We start from the raw sequence: 17,583 nt of genomic DNA on the forward strand, positions 1-17,583 counted from the left end.
ATGTTTAGCACTTCCTGGTTCATGCAAAAACCGAGCGGGGCGCAGGAAAACCTGTTCCGCGAGAATCAGCTCCTGAAGGCCCAGATACAGGAGCTTCTCAGCCTCGAAGAGACGGGGTTCTTCATCGAACTCGACTCGCTGCTGAAGGCAATTCTCAAGAAGGCCCTGATCCTCTGCAAGGCGGAGGCGTCGTTCTTCGCCCTCACCAGGAGCGACCCGTCCCTGCTCGACATCCGGATTTCCAATCTGATCCTCGACGAGAAGATGAACCGCATCCGGGAACAATTCAAGACGGAATACGAGCGCTGGCAGGAGTCCGAGTGCGAGCTCATCACGATCGAGGATTTCATCGTCCTTCCCCTCATCCGTCGCCACCGCATGCTGGGCATCATCGGTCTCAAGCTGAACGCCTCGGCGCCGGAGAACGTCTGTGAGATCCTCCCGATTCTCGCCCGGCAGGCCGCTTCCTCCCTGGAAAGCGCCATTCTCTACGAGAAGATGTTCAAGCGGCTGATGGTGCTGAGCAACGTCTTCATTCTCGGCAAGGAGATCGTGAGCAACATCCGGCTCGACAGCCTCGTCGACAAGTTCCTCTCGATCGCCCGCGACGGGACGAACAGCGACGTTGCCGCGATCTACCTGGTGCGCGGCACGGGCGAGGCACCGTCGTTCCAGCGCGTCCAGACGGCCGCCGGCGAAGGCCGGTTCGCCGACGGACCCGAATCGGGGTTTTCGCCGCTCATCCAGAGTGTCGGGGCCTCGCAGCAGCCGGTCACGCTCGAGCATCTCGATTCGGGACCCTATGCCCGCACCGAACCGGGGAAGGTGAAAGGCGTGAGGCTTCGGAACACCATCGCGATCCCCATGAAGCCGGGAGACCGCTTCCTCGGCGTCATCCAGATCTGCAATAAACACCATGACGAGCCGTATACGCCCGAAGATCTCGATCTGCTCAAGATTCTCGGGAATCAAATAGCGTTCGTTATACAAAATTCCGACCTGTTCGAGAATCTCCAGCGTGCGTATTTCGACACGCTCTCGGCGCTCACCCAGGCGATCGACGCGAAGGACAGCTATACGCGCGGCCATTCCGAGCGTGTGACGAACTACTCCGTCGAGCTGGCGATCGCCTTGGGCCTCGAAAAGAAGGCGATCGAAGACGTCAGGCTCGCCGGGATGCTGCACGACATCGGGAAAATCGGCATTCCCGAGACGATCCTGAACAAGCCCGGCAGACTGACCGACGAGGAATTCAACGTCATCAAGTCGCATCCGGAACTCGGCGTCCGCATCCTGGCCCGCGTCGAGTTCCTCGAGCCGGTCATCCCTCTGATCCGGCATCACCACGAGCGGTTCGACGGGCGGGGATATCCCGACGGCATCGACACGCACAACATCCCACACGGCGCCCGCCTCATCGCGATTGGCGACACCTACGATGCCATGACCTCTGACCGCCCGTATCGGAAGGCCATGGACATGGAAACGGCTCTCGCCGAGCTGATCCGATGCCGGGGAACTCAGTTCGACCCGGATCTCGTGGATGTCTTCGTGACGATGATGCGGAACGCCGCGGCTCGTACCGCCGCGGTGGCCTCAGACGCCTGAACCTGAACGGGAGCAGCCATGCCCTTCAAAGCCCACGGACGGTATATCGAGCGCGCGTTCCTGGCGCTCATCCTGATCACGCTTTCGAGCTTCGCGTATTACTTCACCATGGCCGACATCGAGGAAGTGCAGACGCGCTACCAGAACCGCCACGCCATGCTGATCAAGCTTCTCACGCGCGAGATCGGCGACCTCATGAACCGGCGCGCCGACCTGACGCCCCGCCTCGCCAACCTGCTCGCCGAAGAGGCGGTCGCCTACGCCGTCGTGCAGCAGCCGAGCGGGGAAGTGCTCGCGAAGGCCGAGAGCGGCCTGGTCGCCGTCGAGTCTCTCCAGGAGATCGAAACCCAGGCCCTCCAGTGCACGCACCTGCTCCTGATCCAGCACGAGGACCTGTCGCGCACGATTCCCCTCGTCGAAGCGGCGATGCCGCTGGTCACCGAGAGCAACCGCAAGGTGATCGTCCGCGTCGGCTTCTTCCGGGCTGACGAAGAGGAAAAAATCCGGCAGGTTCGGTTTCGCAACCTGCTGATCTTTTCGACGCTGCTGCTCGGTCTCATCACGTTCTGGGTCATCCGCAAGCGCAACGCCTCGGGGCTCAGCACGGCCTGGCTCGGCGGAACGGGCCTGATCGTGCTTCTCCTCTTCCTCTCCTCGCGCATGACGATCCAGGAATGGTACGAGCGGCACTGGCGTCAGAGCTTCGTCCAGCATGGCATGTCCGTCGCGAAAGTCGTCAGCCTCGCCGCGAAGCGGTTCCTCAAGGCCGGTGAGGAAGGGGACCTGCGCGAGATGCAGACGCTCCTCGATCTCGACGAGAACTACGCGTTTCTTGCCGTCGCCAAGGACGAACAGTATCTTTTCCACTCCGATCCCCAGCTGAAGGGGGCCACCTTCGACCCCGATTCGGCCTACTCCCGCAGCCTCAACTCCGAAATGCCCATCATGGTCCGGATGGCGGAGGAGGGGATGTACGAGGTTCTGGTGCCGATCATCGAGGGTCAGCACCGCCTAGGAACGCTTCGGCTCGGCCTCCGGAACGATTCCGGCCACGGCCCTCTCGGCATCCTCCGGAACAGGCTCACCCTGATCTTCCTCGTCGCACTGATCATCTCGCTCCTGCTCGTGTATCTGCTCTCCCAGCGCGTCTCGCATGACTTGGGCACGTTCATCCAGTCGATGGAGCAGGTGACCGCCGGCGACCTGCGCCAGCAGGTGTTCATCGACCGGAATGACGAGTTCGGCCAGCTTGCCCACGCCTACAACTTCATGCTGATGAGCCTGAAGGAGCGCGACCTGCTCGGCAGGGGGCTGCAGAACTACGTCAGCAAGAGCATCGTCGACAAGACCCTCCGCATGGTGACGACCCAGGAAAAGACCGGCGAGAAGGTGTTCGCGGTCGCGATCTTCGCCTATTTCAGCGGCCTCACCGAAGCGATCAACCGCAACAGCGGCCCGCAGGTGCTGGCCCTCGTTCGCGAGTTCTACCAGACCGTTCGTCAGGTGTGCCAGCCGGGCTCCGGCTGTCACATCCAGGTTCACATGGCCGGGATTCTCGTCCTGTTCGCTCAGCAGAACAGGCACGAAGCGCTGATGCAGGCCGTCCAGGCCGCCCAGATGCTCGACCAGTCGTTCCTCAAGCGCGGCGAGGCCCCGTTCACCCCGCGCCTCACCCTGCACGCCCTCGAGGTCGTCCACGGCGCGATCGACGACGAGGGCCGCGACATGATCTGGCTCGGCGAGGGAATGCTCGATGTGCGGACCTTCTCCGACGTTCAGGACATCGACGAGATCATCATCAGCGAGGAAACCTCGTTCCTGCTCAAGGACGTGGCGACGCTCGACGAGTTCGAGCTGGCCTCAAGCGACCAAGGCCGGGTGCGTGCATATATATTCCGAGGTTTCAAACCTATCGATACGCTTATACGCATCTTCCCCGACTCCTCGCCCTGGACGAAGGTGCTCATCCTCAAGGTCCTCAAGGGCCAGGCTCGCATCGAGCACGTGGACCAGCTTCTCCAGTGGTTCGCCGACCCCGATCCAAACATACGCTACCACGTCATGGACGTCCTCGAACGGTTGAGACCCGCGGGCATCCTCGATTTCGTCGTCCGGACCCTCAGCGAGGAGACCGAAGCGAAGGTGCTGTCGAAGACGATCAGCGTGCTTGGCAAGATCGGCAACGAGGCACACGTTCCCATTCTCGCCGAGAAGCTCCGCGTTGACGACCGGCGCGTCAAGGCGAATACCGTCGAAGCGCTCGAAACGATCGGCGGCAAGAAGGTCTACGAGTTTTTGAACCTGCTCGTCGACGAGCAGGACAACCGCGTTCGGGCCAACATCCTGATCGCCCTCGGCAAATACGGCGACCTGCGCGTCTTCGAACTGCTGACCACGATGATCAAGGATCCCGACCGCAACATGCGCGCCTCGGCGGCATACGCCCTCGGCAAGCTCGGCATGGCGCAGGGCGTCGAACCCCTGATCACGGCCCTTTCCGACAAGGATCCCATGGTGCGTCGCCAGGTCGTCGCCTCGCTGACCGCCCTGAAGGCCGACCTGGATATAGACTCATAGATGAGATAATATATATCACTACATACGAGAGTGTAAGGCTCTCAGGAGGGTTGCGGCATGGATTTCGATCAGGCCTACAGGCTGGCCAACGACGCTCTGAAAGAAAAACGGTTCGACGACGCGCTGAAACTGTTCGAAGAGGCGCTCAAGGCAAAGCCGAACGATATCTACACGATCAACAAGATCGCCATGATCCACAAGGAGAAAGGCGATTTCTCCCGCACGATGAACCTGCTCGAGCAGTCCCTCAAACTCAAACAGGAGGATCTGTACACCAACTACCTGCTCGGGAACACCTATCTCGAGCAGGGCAACATCGAGAAGGCGATCGAGACCCTCGAGCACACCGTCAGCATTGACAAGAAGGACAAATACGCTCGCAACTCGCTCGCGCTTGCCTATCGCATGCGAGGCGACACCGACAAGTGTATCGAGACCCTTCGCGAGGCGCTCAGGGTCTCGCCCGACGATCTCTATAACAAGCTCAGCCTCGCAACGGTCCAGTTCGAACAGGGCGAGGCGGCCGAGGCGACGCGGCTTGCCCAGGAGATCCTCCGGAAGGATTCCCAGAACCTCAACGCGATGGTGCTGCTCGGCCGGATCGCGCTTGAGGAAGGCGACTCCGGCGGCGCCCAGACGTGGCTCAACAAGGTGCTGTCGATCGACGGCAACAACAGCGAGGCGCACTACTACGCCGGGCGGTTGTGTCTCGAAGGCGGCGACCCGGCGACGGCCGCCGCCCATTTCAACGCGGCCCTCCAGACCGGCTCGGACAAGCTGTCCATCAGCAAGAACCTCGGCGTGATCTTCCTCGACAAGGGCATGTTCAAAGAAGCGGAGATCGAGTTCGCCCGCGCGATCTCGCTCGACTCCGAGGATCCCTTCACGCTCAACAACATGGGCAAGCTGCTGCTGCTCCAGGGCCGGCTCGAGGAGGCGCTCAAGTACCTCGAGAAGGCGTTGACCGTGAAGCCCGACTACGCCTTCGCTCATTACAATATGGGCAAGGTCTACCGCGAGCGGAAGGAATACGCATTGGCGATCTGGCATTTCTTCTTCAGCCTCAAATACGAGCCCGACGACGTCTACGCCATGAACAGCCTCGGCCGCACCTTCCTCCTGGCCGGCCTGCCCGAGCAGGCCAGGGACACCTTCGAGAAGGTACTCCGGGAAAAGGACGCCGCCGATCCCTATGCGATCTTCGGCCTCGGCGAGACCTATGAGTCGCTCGAAGAGCTCGAGAAGGCCCTCGCGTCGTACCGCAAGCTGAAGGCCCTTCCCGGCATCGCAAAAAGCCTGCTGGAAAAGGCCGAAGCGCGCATCCGCGCCCTGCAGGGTCGCTGAGATGCTCCGCCGGTTCGACATCACCGCTCCGGATGACCTCGAAGAGCCTCTCTGCGGGCTGGCGGAGCGGCTCGGCCTGATCACCTTTTCGAGCCCCCAGATCGAGGACACGGGCGGCGGGGAAGAGGATTTCTGCTTCACGGGCGAGACGATCGTCAGCTTCCTCGTCTCAACGGTGGAACAGGATCCGGCATATATAGAAAATGAAATAAAAAGGTTTCTCGCCGGGGAAGGCGTTTCTGCGGCGGTGAAACTCGAAGTCCGGGATTACCCTGACAACCAGGATTGGATGGAAGGGTTCCGGATGCATTTCCAGCCGATCCGCGTCGGGGATGGTATCGTCGTGCGCCCTCCGTGGGCCGATCCGCTCGAAAACGAGACGAGAGCGACCGTGATCCTGATCGACCCGGGAATGGCGTTCGGAACCGGGACGCACGAAACCACCCGGTTGTGCCTCACCCTTCTGGCGAAGCTGAAGCCCGAAGGGGGGCGGTTCCTCGACATCGGCGCGGGAAGCGGGATTCTCGCGTTCTACCTCGCGAAACACGGCGCTGCCGCCGTTACGGCGCTCGAAATCGACGGCGCCGCGGTCGAGAACATGCGGAAAAACGCCGCGCTGAACGGGCTTGAAAAGCGAGTCGAGATGATGTGCGGCGACTTGGCTGCGTTCGAGCCGAAATGGCCTGCCGACGGGGTCGCCGCGAATATCACCTCGCCGGTTCTCGTCGAACACCTGGCCCGGCTGGCTGGCTGGACCAGGCAGGGCGCGTGGGGAGTCTTCTCGGGCGTAAACGACGCCAACGCCCCGCGCGTGCGCGAAGCCTTGAAAGCCGCTTCCTGGCGCCTCGACGAGGAAATCACCGAGTCCGACTGGCACGCCTTTCGCTGCACACGCATCTGACACGGGAATAGACAAATGAAAATCGATACTCCGTTCACTCTGAAATATCAGAGTCTGGACTGTATCTCCCGATGGGGCGAGAGACAGTTCATGCTTCGATACCTCGGCATGAGCGGTACCGAGGAGCCGAGAAGATTGTCGTGTTCCTTATGCGATGAGGAGTAACATGAGCAGGATCGAATTCGTTTTATCTTCTGATACCAGAATCAGGAGGCTACAGCCATGAATGCTTTCAACACCCGGATGGTATTCGCATTCCTTCTCCTCCTCCTCGTTGCCGTCACGCCTGTGATGGCAGAAGACCTCGATACTGACGGCTTTGTCCCGACAACGGGAACGGTGGTGTCGAACACGGCCACCGTGAACACCCTCGCCTCCCAATCCGCGACTCCATCAGGGGAAAACGCTCAGGCGAACCGAAGTTCCCAGTCGGATCTTGCGGAGATGGACACTCTCTTGCAATCCTTTGGAGATTCCCTCTCGAGACTGCTCACGGCTCTCTCGAACCTCTTCCGTGCCTTGGCGGGAATCTTTTCCAATAACGTCGGGGAGGTGAGAACCCCGATTGCTGACGCGCCTCCTGCTTCGAACACAGCCTCAACCACTCCCTCGACCACCGCGGCCGATGGCGACCGAAGGAGCGTCCTGAACGATGTCCGGTATGGCATCTCCCGCCTGGCGCAACGGGTTCAGAACCAAGACCCGCAGGCGGCTGCCACCGTCGCCTGGGTCACCCCCTATCTGAACCGGCTCAAAGCCTTCGGCAATCCGGCCGACGCAGACCTGATCCGCTATGCCGATGATATGATCCGCAGGGCCGGTTCCCTGCCCAGTTCGACGACGAGCCGGCCGCCCTCCACCCCGACCACCCAGCCCACTCCGGCGCCCGGCGCGGGAAGGGTTCTTCCCTCTGGATTCGTCAACCCCTGTCCCACGGGGAGGATTTCTCCCTATGCTGGCGACGACGGCTGTGACATTCACGCCCCGGTCGGTACTCCTGTCTATGCGGTCAAGGACGGCGTCGTCGTCTATAACGACCCGTCCGGGCACAGCGCCTGGGAAGGCCCAGGCAACCATACCGGCGCCGTTCGCATCCGCCACGCCGACGGCACGGAATCTTGGTATGCTCACCTTTCCGGCCGCAACCTGAATCTCAAGCCAGGGATGCAGGTCAAGGCCGGGACCCTGGTCGGCAATGTCGGCATCGCCAACAACGTGCCACACCTGCATATCAGTATCTTTTACTCGCGCGGCGGCGATTCTGGCGGGTTCATGGATCCGTTCGAGCTTGCGGACGCCCTCCGCGGATGAAGGGGGAAACTATGAAGAATACTCTGATGATCGTGGTTCTGACCCTGGCTCTTCTGGCGACGGGTTCCGCATCGTGGGCGGAAAATAACGTCGAGAATCCCGCCTTCGCCCGCTGGAAGACGTTCCAGCCCGGGGCAATGGTTCGCTACCAGGAAGTTCTCCACTGGGATGAAACTCTGATCGAGACCCAGATCACCTTCACTCTCCTCGAGCGAAACGATGACAAGGTCGTTCTCGAAAAGGCGACTGCCGAATTCGAGCGGGGTGTTGCACAGCCGGCTCGCACGGAGCGGATCGAGTATCTCGCCCGTGTCTCCGGCGGCGACCCGATGGTCGCGAACGTTCCCGAAGCCGAGATCGTGCAGGGAGGGTTGGAGGAGCTGGAGATCGCCGGCCGAAAGATGAAATGTCGCGTGGAGGAAAGCTGGATCCGGCAGGGCAAAGACTCAGCCTACACCCGTTCCTTCTTCAACAAGGCCATCCCGGGATGGCTGGCGAAGCAGGTGGAAGGAATGGATTCGCCACGGCCCGTCATCCATCGGACCCTGCAGGTGGTGGATTTCCGCTCCCAATAGTCGAATCGAACTTGAAATCCGGGACGTGATACCGAACTCAACATTCCGTATCACGTCCCGGAATCTGTTTCAGGCGACCTGGCCGCCCGTCATCCCCAGGAAACCTGCAGATGCATATCTCCGGAGTTTCCCCTGATGCGTCGAAGTCTGTCCTGAGTCTCCCGAAGCGGGCGAGGGGCATTTCATGCGTCGATCCCCATCCAGGACGAACGGCGTCGAGTGTGCATCACAGTGTCGTGTTCCTTGTGAGGCGGGGAGGCACGGTGGAGACGTCGAGGTGCAGATGATGACGGGCCTTGATCTGAGACATGTGTTTGATCAGTGGCAACAGCGGATTTGCTCTCGAGACGTGGTGAATCCCCAGAGATGTCTGAAAGCCTCTCTGTGGAAGTTTCATCTCCTCCTTCTTCCCGGGCGTACAAAGAAACATCCCCGGGCCTTGCGGCCCGGGGATGTTGGTTATCGCGGCTACTTCGAGTTGCTCTGCCGAAGGAGAGTGATGTATCTGTTGTAGGCTTCGCGATAATCGTTGAGCGCCTTCTGCGAATCGGACCGCAGCATGTTGCTCCGCACTTCTTCGTCGGGGTTTTCGGTCCCGCCGATGTTGGTCACGATCGAGATATACTTGTTATAGGCCTTGATATACTCGGCGTGCGCGTTCTTCAGCTCGCTGGAAGCGTTGGTGGAGGTGACTTCCGGGACGACTTCGGGAACGACTTCAGGAACGACTTCGGGGGCTACGGCTGTTTCGACCGGGGCTGCGGCGGGGGTCTGAGAACCGCTGACCGGGATTTCGCCGGAGGTCGAAGGCATGGTGACAACACCAGTGCTGGCGGAAACGCTGCTCGCGGGCAGGTTGTTGCCGTTGCCGATGGTCTGCTTCTGGCGCTTGTACTTCTTCCAGATGAAGTAGCCGGCGACAGCCGCGCCAACGATGACGAGAGCGGGGATGAACAGGGGGCTTCCGATGATGCCGCCGATGAAGCCGGCGATACCGGAGAACAGGCTGCCGATCATGCCGACGATTCCACCGAGAGCGCCGGTGATGAAGCCGCCTGCGGCCGCAACGCCACCGCAGATCGTGGTGCCGATTCCGGCGATGCCTGCACCTGCGCCTGCCACTGCTGCGACAGCTCCGCCCGTGCCTGCTGCCACTGCGCCACCAGCGAATCCGACGGCGGACGCGATGGTCGGAGCGGCGAGAATTGCTGCACCTGCGACACCGACTCCGATGAGAGCCGATTTAACGGGATTGGCCTTGACCTTTTCCTTGATCGTCGAGAACAGGCCTGCTTCGGCACTGGTCACGAACGACGTCAGGAGCATCACAACGGCCAAGGTTGTCGCAAGGGACCTGAGTAAGCTGCGATACAACCTCATATGGATTCCTCCTTCAGTTGAGTAGGAACAGAAATGAAACGGATATGGACTTCCTTTCAGGACACCTCCAGGACGTATGAAATGGTTTGGATTGGGTAATAGGGTTGGGTTTGGGTGTTTGGGTATAAAGAAGAAACCCCGCCTCGGGTAAAGCGGGGTTCCAGCTTTAACGAATTGAGCGTGAGGTACCTGCGTTACTGCTGGACTCCCCTTCGCTTTTCAAGGACCGTTCCGTGAATCTTGTATTCGATTATACGAACGGTTCGGAAGAGCGTCAAGAGGTCCGGTACCCCGATTTGGATTATTTCACCATGCCCATCTTGAGGGTCAGGTTCATGCGGGTGTCGATCTTTTCCTTCTTGCCGCCGCCCAGGTCGTTTTCCATGACCATGACCATGTTGCTGACGACTTCGTTCTTGACCATGATGCCGGTCTTGTGGGCGAACCAGATCTTGCCGTCGGCCTTCACGTTCAGGTTGATGCTGCCGGTGTCACCCTGCTCGGAAACGACGTTGGAACCGAGCTTCACGCACTCCTGGCCATCGACGGTCTCGAAGCCGAGAACGGTGTATTTCACCTTCAGCGGAATCGGCATCTGGGGGTTGGCGGCGATCGTCGAATCCCAGGTGTCGCCCACGCCGACCGGGGTGGAGGGGAACTTGATCTGCATCTGGTTGAAGTTGGCCTGCTGATCCATGCCTTCAGACTCGATGACTTCGCCGTTCTTGGCCATCTTGACCTTGATGATCTGGCCGATCGCGGGGAGCTGGGTCGGCTGATCGTTCACGGTGATCGTGCCTTCGGTGATCGTGGTGGTCATCTCGATGTTGCCGTTCTTGTCGACGCCGGTGACCTTCTGCTCGAGGGACATGCTGGTCTCGAGGTTGGTCTTCTGGGCGCGCTGCATGGCGGTGACGACCGTGTTGCCGTTGATGTTCATCTTGTACTTGGTCGTGGTGCCGGGGGCCGGGTTGTACTGGAGCAGGACCTTCTCGGCGGCCATGGCGGAAACGGACATACCAATGAGGAACAGCACGCTGAGAACGATGGCAATACGCTTCATGTAGAAAGAATCTCCTTTCACTCTCCAGGGTTTCAGCCCTCGGATGTTTCCCAAACTGGTTTGATTCCCCTCAACCTCTCTTCAGAGGCTGATTCGGCCCGAAGATACCATAGGCTATGTCCTCTGTCAAGTACAAAGCGCTCTTGTATCCCGTTCCTCCATCGGTATATAATCACGGCGTCAGCCGCGGATGCGCGACAATCTACGGGAAAGGTCGACCGGACTCTGAGCCCCCGCACAGATGTATCTTACAAGCAGTTCGAGGACGTGTATTTCGAAAAACGCGTCTGGTTGCCGTCCGCCAACGTTGCCAATTTCCTGCTGATGTTCACCAGATGCAGCATTGGCGGCCGGTCGAAGCTGGGAAGCGAGTCATTTTCGAATCTCATCGTCACGCTTTCCGAAAGCGAGTTCGTCCCACGGACGCTCGTCTTCTGGAATACCGCCGTCAAGGCCTGCATGGAAGGCAGTCCGCTCATCCCCGCCATCACGCGGATCGAGCGTGCCGGCGTGAAAGTGCTGGTCTCCGGCTTCGCCCTCGAACGCCTCGGGCTGAAGGGACAGCTTCGTGTCGGAAAACTCGCCAACACGATCGACCTCCTCGAAGCCATCAATAAAGCCCAGAAAATCGTCACCTTCTAGAAGAGTTCACCACAAAGGCATCAAGCCGCAAAAAAATCAAACTGCGGCTATTCAATGCCTGCCGGTCATTACATCTTTTGTAGGGGCGGGTTTCAAACCCGCCCGCGAGATGAAGCATGGGGATCGAATGTGAACACGATGGGAGCAAAAACAGTTCTTCCCTTTCGTGTCTTTGTGCCTTTGTGCCTTTGTGGTGATTCGTGTTCGGTACCCCTGCATCCCTTTTCTGATGCGCATGTCCGCACGATGAAGGAAAAAATACGAAGAGAGTTGACACGGAAAACGAACCGTGATATCATCATTTCACTGACGTGGAGGGCGATTAGCTCAGCTGGCAGAGCGCCTGCTTTACACGCAGGTGGTCGGCGGTTCGAGCCCGTCATCGCCCACTGCAATTGCCCGTCACGAAGTGTATCTGGGGACGTAGTTCAGTTTGGTTAGAACGCATGCCTGTCACGCATGAGGCCGCGAGTTCAAATCTCGTCGTCCCCGCTGCCCAAGGCCAGATAGCTCAGATGGTAGAGCAACGGACTGAAAATCCGTGTGTCGTTGGTTCGATTCCGACTCTGGCCATTTTTTGTTGTTTCGGCGGCATAGCCAAGTGGTAAGGCGAAGGTCTGCAAAACCTTTATACATCGGTTCGAATCCGATTGCCGCCTCTTCTTGATCCGTCACGAGAGAAGGCCCCGGTCCATGAGCCCGGGGTCTTTTTTTGCGTGCCCGGCAGGGCGGCCCGAAAAATGAACGAGGCCCGGATCGTCAGGATCGGGGCCTCGTGGAGCCGTTGTTTTGAGGTGTGTGTTATTGGGCGGATGCGGCGGCGGGCTTGAGCGGGTAGTGTGCGCCGAAGATTTTTTCGGCTTCGGCGGCGAACTGGGCTTTCTGGGCGGCGGACAACTGCTTGTCGGCGGCGGCCTGCAGGTGGCCGAGGAAGCGGAGATTCTCGGTCAGGACGTCGGTGGGGTAGCCGGAATACTCGTAGCAGCCCCAGCCGAGTTTCGAGGGAGTGCGCTTCAGCCGGGGGAGTTCCTTCCCGAAGTATTCCAACACCTGATCGCGCACGGCGGCAACGACCAGTTTGTCGGTGGCGGCGGTGCCGAGAGCGAGTTTCAGCTTCCAGGCGAAGGAGCGGCAGGGATTGAGAGCATTGTGCCCCTCGCGCAGAACCTCTTGCTCGAGTTTGGTTCCGCCGTTGGCGGCGGCCAGATACTCGGCCAGCGTGCGATCCTGGCTGAAATAGCGTTTGAAATCTTTCGGAATGCCGGCGATCAGGTTGTGGACGGAGATGACCACGTTGTGGCCGCAGGAAACGGCGGTGTAGTCGGCGAAAAACTCGTTGAGGGCGAGCAGGTTGCGCGTGGCGGTGAAAATCTGCGTGCGGGTCCAGCGGTTCTTCGGGTTCGTGCGGTGCAGAACGTGCGTCACGAGCTGGTAGAACACATGGTGGCCGAACTCGTGCACGATCGTGTCGAGAAACCGGTGGAGGTCGTCAGCCTTGCGGACCGGAACCCACAGCGTGCCGATCGGGAAACTATAGGCGGCACTATCGAACACCACGTAGTCGTTCATGTTGTCGGCAAGCGACTGGGTGAAACTTTTGCCGAGACGCTCGCCCTGAGCCTTCACGAGATTCTCGAGATGGGTCAGATCCTTGCTGGTGAGTTTCTGCGGCGAGCTGAGATACTCCTTCTTCAGCTTGACGGGCCGCAGGAAAAACCACTTGTCCCCCACCCGGTCGGCCTCGTGCGCCATTTCATACCCGCTCATCGTCGCGAACAGCAGGGTGTTCTCCTCGACGAACGCGGCCAGCCCCTTCTGGTCGGGGGTGACGCCGGCCGCCGTCCAGACGTCGCGGGACGGGAAATGGGTGTCGGTGTACAGCATGATCCGGACGGCGCGGTCCATCGGGATGCCCCAGCCGGTGACCTTTTTCACGGCGTCGTTCAGGTGGCCGATCAGCTTCTTCAGCGAGCGCTCGTCGGCGTTCGAGACCTGGCGGCTGCCCATGACCGTCACCCGATAGGCTTTCGAGACCACCGGCTCCTGGCCATTCGACAACTGTGCCTGGGCCGCGAGAGGCAAGGCCCAGAGCAGACCGGCCAGGAAAAATGAAAACGCGAGATACTTCAGGAACCGGGGAGCTTTCTGTCGACTCATGGTGGTATATTCCCTTTCCCTGGCAAACATGATAAGAATCCTTTCTTAGTATACCTGAAGGGGGAGGGTCCCGGGGAACCTCCTGTCGATCGGGAAAGACAGAGCGTATTCGCCGTGCGCGCAGGAAAGGGGAGAGCATGAACAAACTTCTCGGGATCCGGTTGCTGTGTCTGAAAACAGGATGTCAGGAGATCGTCACCGAGTACGATATCCTCACCGAGGACAAACATTCGGTCCGCATTTCCATGGCAGATCACACGGGCGAGGCCGACGAGCGGACCATCAAGCGAAAATGGATCGGAGAGATCACGGAATATCCGCTTGGCGACGACGGCGTCGAGTTCAAGATCATGTGCCTGCCGGAAGCCAGGACGGAGGCTGCTGAGTCCCTGCGCAGCGCCATGATGGAATACGTCGGGCGTCTCCGGGCAACGGCCGATGCCCTCGAGAAGGCCGCCGGCGAGTTCATGCTGGGAAAAGGCTGATCATGTCGAATTCGGGAGATTTCCGCCCTTCTCCAGACGCAGGGCGATTGCGGACTTCCTCTGTGCGGGACGCGAAAAGCAAAGGAAATTATAATATGACTAAATATATTCGGTTGAGCGTTCTTGTCGCCCTGGGCGCGCTTCTCCTGTTCCCCACCGGCAGCGCCCGAGCCGTCGATGCGGGAAAGAGCGGTCGCACGATGGAGTTCATCGACGGCGAGGGAAACGTGCGGACGGGACCGAACCTTCGTGACAAGATCCTGTTTCAGCCCGCCACGGGAACGCGGTGTCTCGTCGTTTCCGAGAAAGGGCCGTGGAAGGAAGTGAAATTCGATGACGGTTCGACGGGATGGTCGCACCAGAAGAACCTGAAAGCCGTCGAAGCCGCTTCCCCGGACCGAGTCGGCGCACCGTCCGAGGATGCCGACGGAAGCGTGGTTTCCGCCATTTCGGGCGGGCCGGACTCGTATGCCCTGAGCGCCGCCGTTCTCCGGCGACTGGAGGGGAAGGAACTCGACGACCTGCGCCGTTCCTTCCCGTGCGCCGCCGGCGACGTCTACGCGATCCGGTTGGCGAACGACGACCTGGCCATCCTGTGCGCGGCCGAGGGCCGGTTTTCGGGCAAGGAGACTTTTTCCCTGCGCGTGAAAACCGCGGGCCTTCACGAGATTCCGTGGCAGAAGATGGATAAGGAGACGAAGAAGGAAAAGAAGGAAGTCGGCACCCGGACCGTTGTCGTATACGAGGAAGCGCCATAGCACGTCGCGTTCCCGTTCACCCTTCGACAGACTCAGGGCGAACGGGCAGTTCGCAATCTGCAAGACTCGGGAGAGACGCCAAAGGCCCCGGTTGAGATCGCCGGGGTCTTTGTATATCGTATGGTATTAATGCCTACTTCTTCCCTGACGTCTGGATGGTCGCGAGAACGTTTTCGGCCCATGCTTTCGCGGTTTTCGAACCTTCCGTTCCCCAGTAATGGAGGCCGTCGCCGCCGCCGGAGGGGTATTTCGTGAACGGGCGGGAATCGACGAACGTTCCCTGGTCGCCGATCGTGGCCTTGATCGTCTCGCAGAGGCGGTCCTGGGCCGCGATCGATTTGACGTCCTCGCGGGCGCGCGGGGGGCCGACCCAGACGAGGGTGCAGCCGGCTTCCTTGGCGGTGTCGATGATGCGCTGAGTTTCGCGCTTCACCGTGGCTTCTGAAGCGCCGAACAGGTTCGCGCCGAGCGAAACGACCAGGACGGTCGGCTTGTATTCCTTGATCAGGTCGGGGAGAGACGGCGTGGCGCGCGGGGTGCGCCAGTCGGCCGGGCGGTCGACCTTTCCCTGCTCGTCACGGCCGTAGTAGCCGCATTTTGTCACCGTTCCCTGATACCACCACGAGGGGGAGCTGCCGGCCACGCCGTAGGTGCGTATCTGGGCGCCGGTTTCGCGCATCGCCGCATCGATCGTTGAACCGTAGATGCCGACCGTGTGCGAGTCTCCAATGTGCAGCACGCGCTGGCCCGGCCCGATCAAGGGAGTTCCGTCAGGTAGGGGGTTCGGAGCGGGGGCTGTCGAAGCCGCAGGAGTCGTTGCAGGGGAGGACGGCCCTGTGCCTGACGGCCGGCTGCCGGAAGCCGGGGGACTCACCGGCGCGGGCGCACTGGCGACCGAGCCCTGCGACGGGGCCTGCGAGACGGCGATCGAGTCGGACGGTGGTGCGATAGGCGAGGATGGTTTCGCCGTGTCGGCGTCGCCGGGCAGGCGGAGCTGCCAGCCCACCAGGATCAGGTTCGGATTCTTGGCGAGCGATGGGTAGCGGTCCACGTTCAGGCGGACAATCTCCTGATACCGGGCGGGATCGCCGAGGAGGCGTCGGGCGATCCCGCTCAGGTAGTCGCCGCTTCTGACGGTGTATTCCATGGTGGGAGCGGACGGAGCGGCAACGGGCTCCGTCGTATCGTCTGACGCTACGACGGCCGTCACAGAGGGCGCTGAGGACTCGTCGTTCGCCGGTGCTTCCTGAGCGACGGTGACCGAGTTGCCAGAGAACGGGCCGGCGTGAACCGAGCACGCCGCAAGAAGCCCGAATACCACGCCGAACGACATTGCCGCCCTCCGGAACGTCAGATTCCAGGTCATAACGATCCTCCCTTGGTTCCGATTCTGTCGGGAGTCGGATTGCTTTCTTCAAGTATCCCGGCCGACACGACGTTCGTCAAGTCGAACGCCTGAACAAGCCCGGGTCGCCGTGTTGACGCCGGGAAGCATGCCTGTTCGAGCCTGTGGTATGATGCGGCAAGCGGAGCATCTGCCGGGAGCCGGGAGGGATCGAATGCTGAGTCCGGGGTATCATCCGAATCTCGACGTCGAACGACTGCCCGTTTCAGCCGAAGTGAACAACGGGGTCGGTCTGCCGTTCGTGATCTTCTGCCTTCTCCTGGCGAACGGTGGCATTCTTGGCCTGGGCGTGATTTGCTTTTGGCCGCCTTCGCAGTATTTGCCCATGTGTATATTGGCAAGTATAAGCGTGCTGCTGCTTTGCGTCGCCGGATACGGGCGGGTGCACCTCGTGATCACCGAACGGTATGTCGACTGGATGGCCTCGCGCATTCCGTTCGTCACCACGCGCTGGAGAGAGCCTCTTTCGGCATACACCCAGATCGCCGTCCGCGAAGTGCGGCCGTCCGTTTCACTGGTTTCGTTCAGGCCGGGCGAACTGACCCGCTACACGCTTTCCGACGAGGGCAGGAAATCCGGACGGGATGTGAAACTGGTTGAGATTCTTCTCCACCATGGCGCACGTCCTGACGAAAAGTCTGTGGCGCTTGGGTGCTTTCTCCTCCAGGACAAAAGGTGGCAGGCGTTTGCCGAGTTGGCGGGAAAGACGTTCAATCTCGGCCTTTTGAAACTCGAACGGTGAATTCGCCAGATACCTCCGTGTTATGTTGCTAAAAAATGATCTAGTATCTTTTCCCGAATTCTTTCACTCGTCGCGGCATATTCTTGGATGATTTTACGGTTTCTCTCATCAGCTAAAAACCAACCCTCATCCTCAAACCCAACATCTTCATTCCAAATAACAGTCTTCTTTCCATGATGCTTGACAATCACAACATTTTCTTGCTTCGTTTTGCCATTGTCGGCCAGAAAGTCTAGCGCTTCAGTCGGAATTGCCCACCATTCTAATGATCCGGCAGTAACTCCGATGCAAAGCACCATTTCATATTCAGATTTTTTCCCGTGCATTTTGGGATGTCTAATCTGTTGAAATCTAAAATTAGGATTCTCAGATGATGCTTTCAATTCAATCCTAATTTCCTTGCCAGTTTCTTTTGGGGTCCAGCCAATGTCAAAATAGTCCGTAGCTTTTCTTTTCTCCCAGCCGTCACCTTCAGAAAACAGCCAGAATTTGGCAAACATAGGAGCCCACTTCTCGCCGAATGATTTGCCCGGCATTTCCGGGGTTTCATGTACACTCTGCGGGATTTTTCATGTGGTAGAGGGCTTACGTCCCGTCAAGTGGTGTAATTTCTGGTCATGGTTTCCTGGATCGGC

At 59.8% G+C, this 17,583-nt stretch carries 15 protein-coding genes and 4 tRNA genes; 14 read left to right on the forward strand and 5 right to left on the reverse strand.

From position 1 onward, the window contains the following. From PLU72_15210 to PLU72_15235, 6 genes are all read left to right on the forward strand, one after another. Complete coding sequence (locus PLU72_15210) at nt 1-1,608, forward strand: HD domain-containing protein (protein ID HOT29526.1); 1,608 nt, start codon at nt 1-3, stop codon at nt 1,606-1,608. Between the two features lie 18 nt (nt 1,609-1,626). Next, nucleotides 1,627-4,185 (forward strand): HEAT repeat domain-containing protein, encoded by a 2,559-nt coding sequence (locus tag PLU72_15215; GenBank protein HOT29527.1) that lies wholly within the window; start codon nt 1,627-1,629, stop codon nt 4,183-4,185. Nucleotides 4,186-4,242: 57 nt separating this feature from the next. Beyond that, nucleotides 4,243-5,529 carry a tetratricopeptide repeat protein gene (locus PLU72_15220; GenBank protein HOT29528.1) on the forward strand — a complete coding sequence of 429 codons (1,287 nt, stop codon included), beginning with the start codon at nt 4,243-4,245 and terminating at the stop codon, nt 5,527-5,529. A 1-nt stretch (nt 5,530) separates the two neighbouring features. Beyond that, on the forward strand, nt 5,531-6,430 hold the full coding sequence (locus PLU72_15225) for a 50S ribosomal protein L11 methyltransferase (protein ID HOT29529.1): 900 nt from the start codon (nt 5,531-5,533) through the stop codon (nt 6,428-6,430). A gap of 222 nt (nt 6,431-6,652) precedes the next feature. Then, nucleotides 6,653-7,741, forward strand: coding sequence for a M23 family metallopeptidase (locus PLU72_15230; protein HOT29530.1), 1,089 nt, complete (start codon nt 6,653-6,655; stop codon nt 7,739-7,741). Between the two features lie 11 nt (nt 7,742-7,752). Next, nucleotides 7,753-8,316 carry a hypothetical protein gene (locus tag PLU72_15235; GenBank protein HOT29531.1) on the forward strand — a complete coding sequence of 188 codons (564 nt, stop codon included), beginning with the start codon at nt 7,753-7,755 and terminating at the stop codon, nt 8,314-8,316. Nucleotides 8,317-8,784: 468 nt separating this feature from the next. Here the strand turns inward: PLU72_15235 and PLU72_15240 are convergent, their stop codons facing one another. Both PLU72_15240 and PLU72_15245 read right to left on the reverse strand, forming a co-directional pair. Continuing rightward, nucleotides 8,785-9,696 carry a hypothetical protein gene (locus PLU72_15240; protein ID HOT29532.1) on the reverse strand — a complete coding sequence of 304 codons (912 nt, stop codon included), beginning with the start codon at nt 9,694-9,696 and terminating at the stop codon, nt 8,785-8,787. A 301-nt stretch (nt 9,697-9,997) separates the two neighbouring features. After that, complete coding sequence (locus tag PLU72_15245) at nt 9,998-10,759, reverse strand: hypothetical protein (GenBank protein ID HOT29533.1); 762 nt, start codon at nt 10,757-10,759, stop codon at nt 9,998-10,000. A gap of 267 nt (nt 10,760-11,026) precedes the next feature. Here PLU72_15245 and PLU72_15250 point away from each other — a divergent pair, with 267 nt between their 5' ends. From PLU72_15250 to PLU72_15270, 5 genes are all read left to right on the forward strand, one after another. Next, nucleotides 11,027-11,401, forward strand: coding sequence for a hypothetical protein (locus PLU72_15250; protein HOT29534.1), 375 nt, complete (start codon nt 11,027-11,029; stop codon nt 11,399-11,401). Between the two features lie 316 nt (nt 11,402-11,717). Continuing rightward, nucleotides 11,718-11,790, forward strand: a tRNA-Val gene (locus tag PLU72_15255). A 28-nt stretch (nt 11,791-11,818) separates the two neighbouring features. Continuing rightward, nucleotides 11,819-11,893: transfer RNA gene (locus PLU72_15260), tRNA-Asp, on the forward strand. An 8-nt stretch (nt 11,894-11,901) separates the two neighbouring features. After that, nucleotides 11,902-11,974, forward strand: a tRNA-Phe gene (locus PLU72_15265). 14 nt (nt 11,975-11,988) lie between these two features. Then, nucleotides 11,989-12,060, forward strand: a tRNA-Cys gene (locus PLU72_15270). Between the two features lie 142 nt (nt 12,061-12,202). Here PLU72_15270 and PLU72_15275 read toward each other — a convergent pair. Then, nucleotides 12,203-13,558 (reverse strand): hypothetical protein, encoded by a 1,356-nt coding sequence (locus PLU72_15275; GenBank protein ID HOT29535.1) that lies wholly within the window; start codon nt 13,556-13,558, stop codon nt 12,203-12,205. A gap of 137 nt (nt 13,559-13,695) precedes the next feature. Between PLU72_15275 and PLU72_15280 the strand changes: the two genes are divergently transcribed. Both PLU72_15280 and PLU72_15285 read left to right on the forward strand, forming a co-directional pair. Next, a complete protein-coding gene (locus PLU72_15280; GenBank protein ID HOT29536.1) occupies nt 13,696-14,043 on the forward strand; it encodes a hypothetical protein in 348 nt (115 codons plus the stop codon). 95 nt (nt 14,044-14,138) lie between these two features. Continuing rightward, nucleotides 14,139-14,801 (forward strand): SH3 domain-containing protein, encoded by a 663-nt coding sequence (locus PLU72_15285; protein HOT29537.1) that lies wholly within the window; start codon nt 14,139-14,141, stop codon nt 14,799-14,801. Nucleotides 14,802-14,934: 133 nt separating this feature from the next. On the opposite strand, the gene PLU72_15290 is transcribed toward PLU72_15285, so the two are convergent. Then, nucleotides 14,935-16,167, reverse strand: a complete 1,233-nt coding sequence (locus PLU72_15290) for a LysM peptidoglycan-binding domain-containing protein (protein HOT29538.1) — start codon at nt 16,165-16,167, stop codon at nt 14,935-14,937. A 193-nt stretch (nt 16,168-16,360) separates the two neighbouring features. Between PLU72_15290 and PLU72_15295 the strand changes: the two genes are divergently transcribed. After that, nucleotides 16,361-16,948, forward strand: coding sequence for a hypothetical protein (locus PLU72_15295; GenBank protein ID HOT29539.1), 588 nt, complete (start codon nt 16,361-16,363; stop codon nt 16,946-16,948). A 20-nt stretch (nt 16,949-16,968) separates the two neighbouring features. Here the strand turns inward: PLU72_15295 and PLU72_15300 are convergent, their stop codons facing one another. After that, on the reverse strand, nt 16,969-17,484 hold the full coding sequence (locus PLU72_15300; GenBank protein ID HOT29540.1) for a hypothetical protein: 516 nt from the start codon (nt 17,482-17,484) through the stop codon (nt 16,969-16,971). Nucleotides 17,485-17,583 lie beyond the last annotated feature (99 nt).

This window comes from Candidatus Ozemobacteraceae bacterium (genome assembly GCA_035373905.1).
In the GTDB taxonomy this organism is placed as follows: Bacteria; Muiribacteriota; Ozemobacteria; order Ozemobacterales; family Ozemobacteraceae; genus MWAR01.

Bases quoted from the DNA above. Each gene is read 5' to 3' on its own strand.
- PLU72_15275 (HOT29535.1), bottom strand. From the start codon at position 13,558: ATGAGTCGACAGAAAGCTCCCCGGTTCCTGAAGTATCTCGCGTTTTCA.
- PLU72_15245 (HOT29533.1), bottom strand. From the start codon at position 10,759: ATGAAGCGTATTGCCATCGTTCTCAGCGTGCTGTTCCTCATTGGTATG.
- PLU72_15215 (HOT29527.1), top strand. From the start codon at position 1,627: ATGCCCTTCAAAGCCCACGGACGGTATATCGAGCGCGCGTTCCTGGCG.
- PLU72_15295 (HOT29539.1), top strand. From the start codon at position 16,361: ATGCTGAGTCCGGGGTATCATCCGAATCTCGACGTCGAACGACTGCCC.
- PLU72_15235 (HOT29531.1), top strand. From the start codon at position 7,753: ATGAAGAATACTCTGATGATCGTGGTTCTGACCCTGGCTCTTCTGGCG.
- PLU72_15290 (HOT29538.1), bottom strand. From the start codon at position 16,167: ATGACCTGGAATCTGACGTTCCGGAGGGCGGCAATGTCGTTCGGCGTG.
- PLU72_15230 (HOT29530.1), top strand. From the start codon at position 6,653: ATGAATGCTTTCAACACCCGGATGGTATTCGCATTCCTTCTCCTCCTC.
- PLU72_15210 (HOT29526.1), top strand. From the start codon at position 1: ATGTTTAGCACTTCCTGGTTCATGCAAAAACCGAGCGGGGCGCAGGAA.
- PLU72_15300 (HOT29540.1), bottom strand. From the start codon at position 17,484: ATGCCGGGCAAATCATTCGGCGAGAAGTGGGCTCCTATGTTTGCCAAA.
- PLU72_15240 (HOT29532.1), bottom strand. From the start codon at position 9,696: ATGAGGTTGTATCGCAGCTTACTCAGGTCCCTTGCGACAACCTTGGCC.
- PLU72_15285 (HOT29537.1), top strand. From the start codon at position 14,139: ATGACTAAATATATTCGGTTGAGCGTTCTTGTCGCCCTGGGCGCGCTT.
- PLU72_15220 (HOT29528.1), top strand. From the start codon at position 4,243: ATGGATTTCGATCAGGCCTACAGGCTGGCCAACGACGCTCTGAAAGAA.
- PLU72_15280 (HOT29536.1), top strand. From the start codon at position 13,696: ATGAACAAACTTCTCGGGATCCGGTTGCTGTGTCTGAAAACAGGATGT.
- PLU72_15225 (HOT29529.1), top strand. From the start codon at position 5,531: ATGCTCCGCCGGTTCGACATCACCGCTCCGGATGACCTCGAAGAGCCT.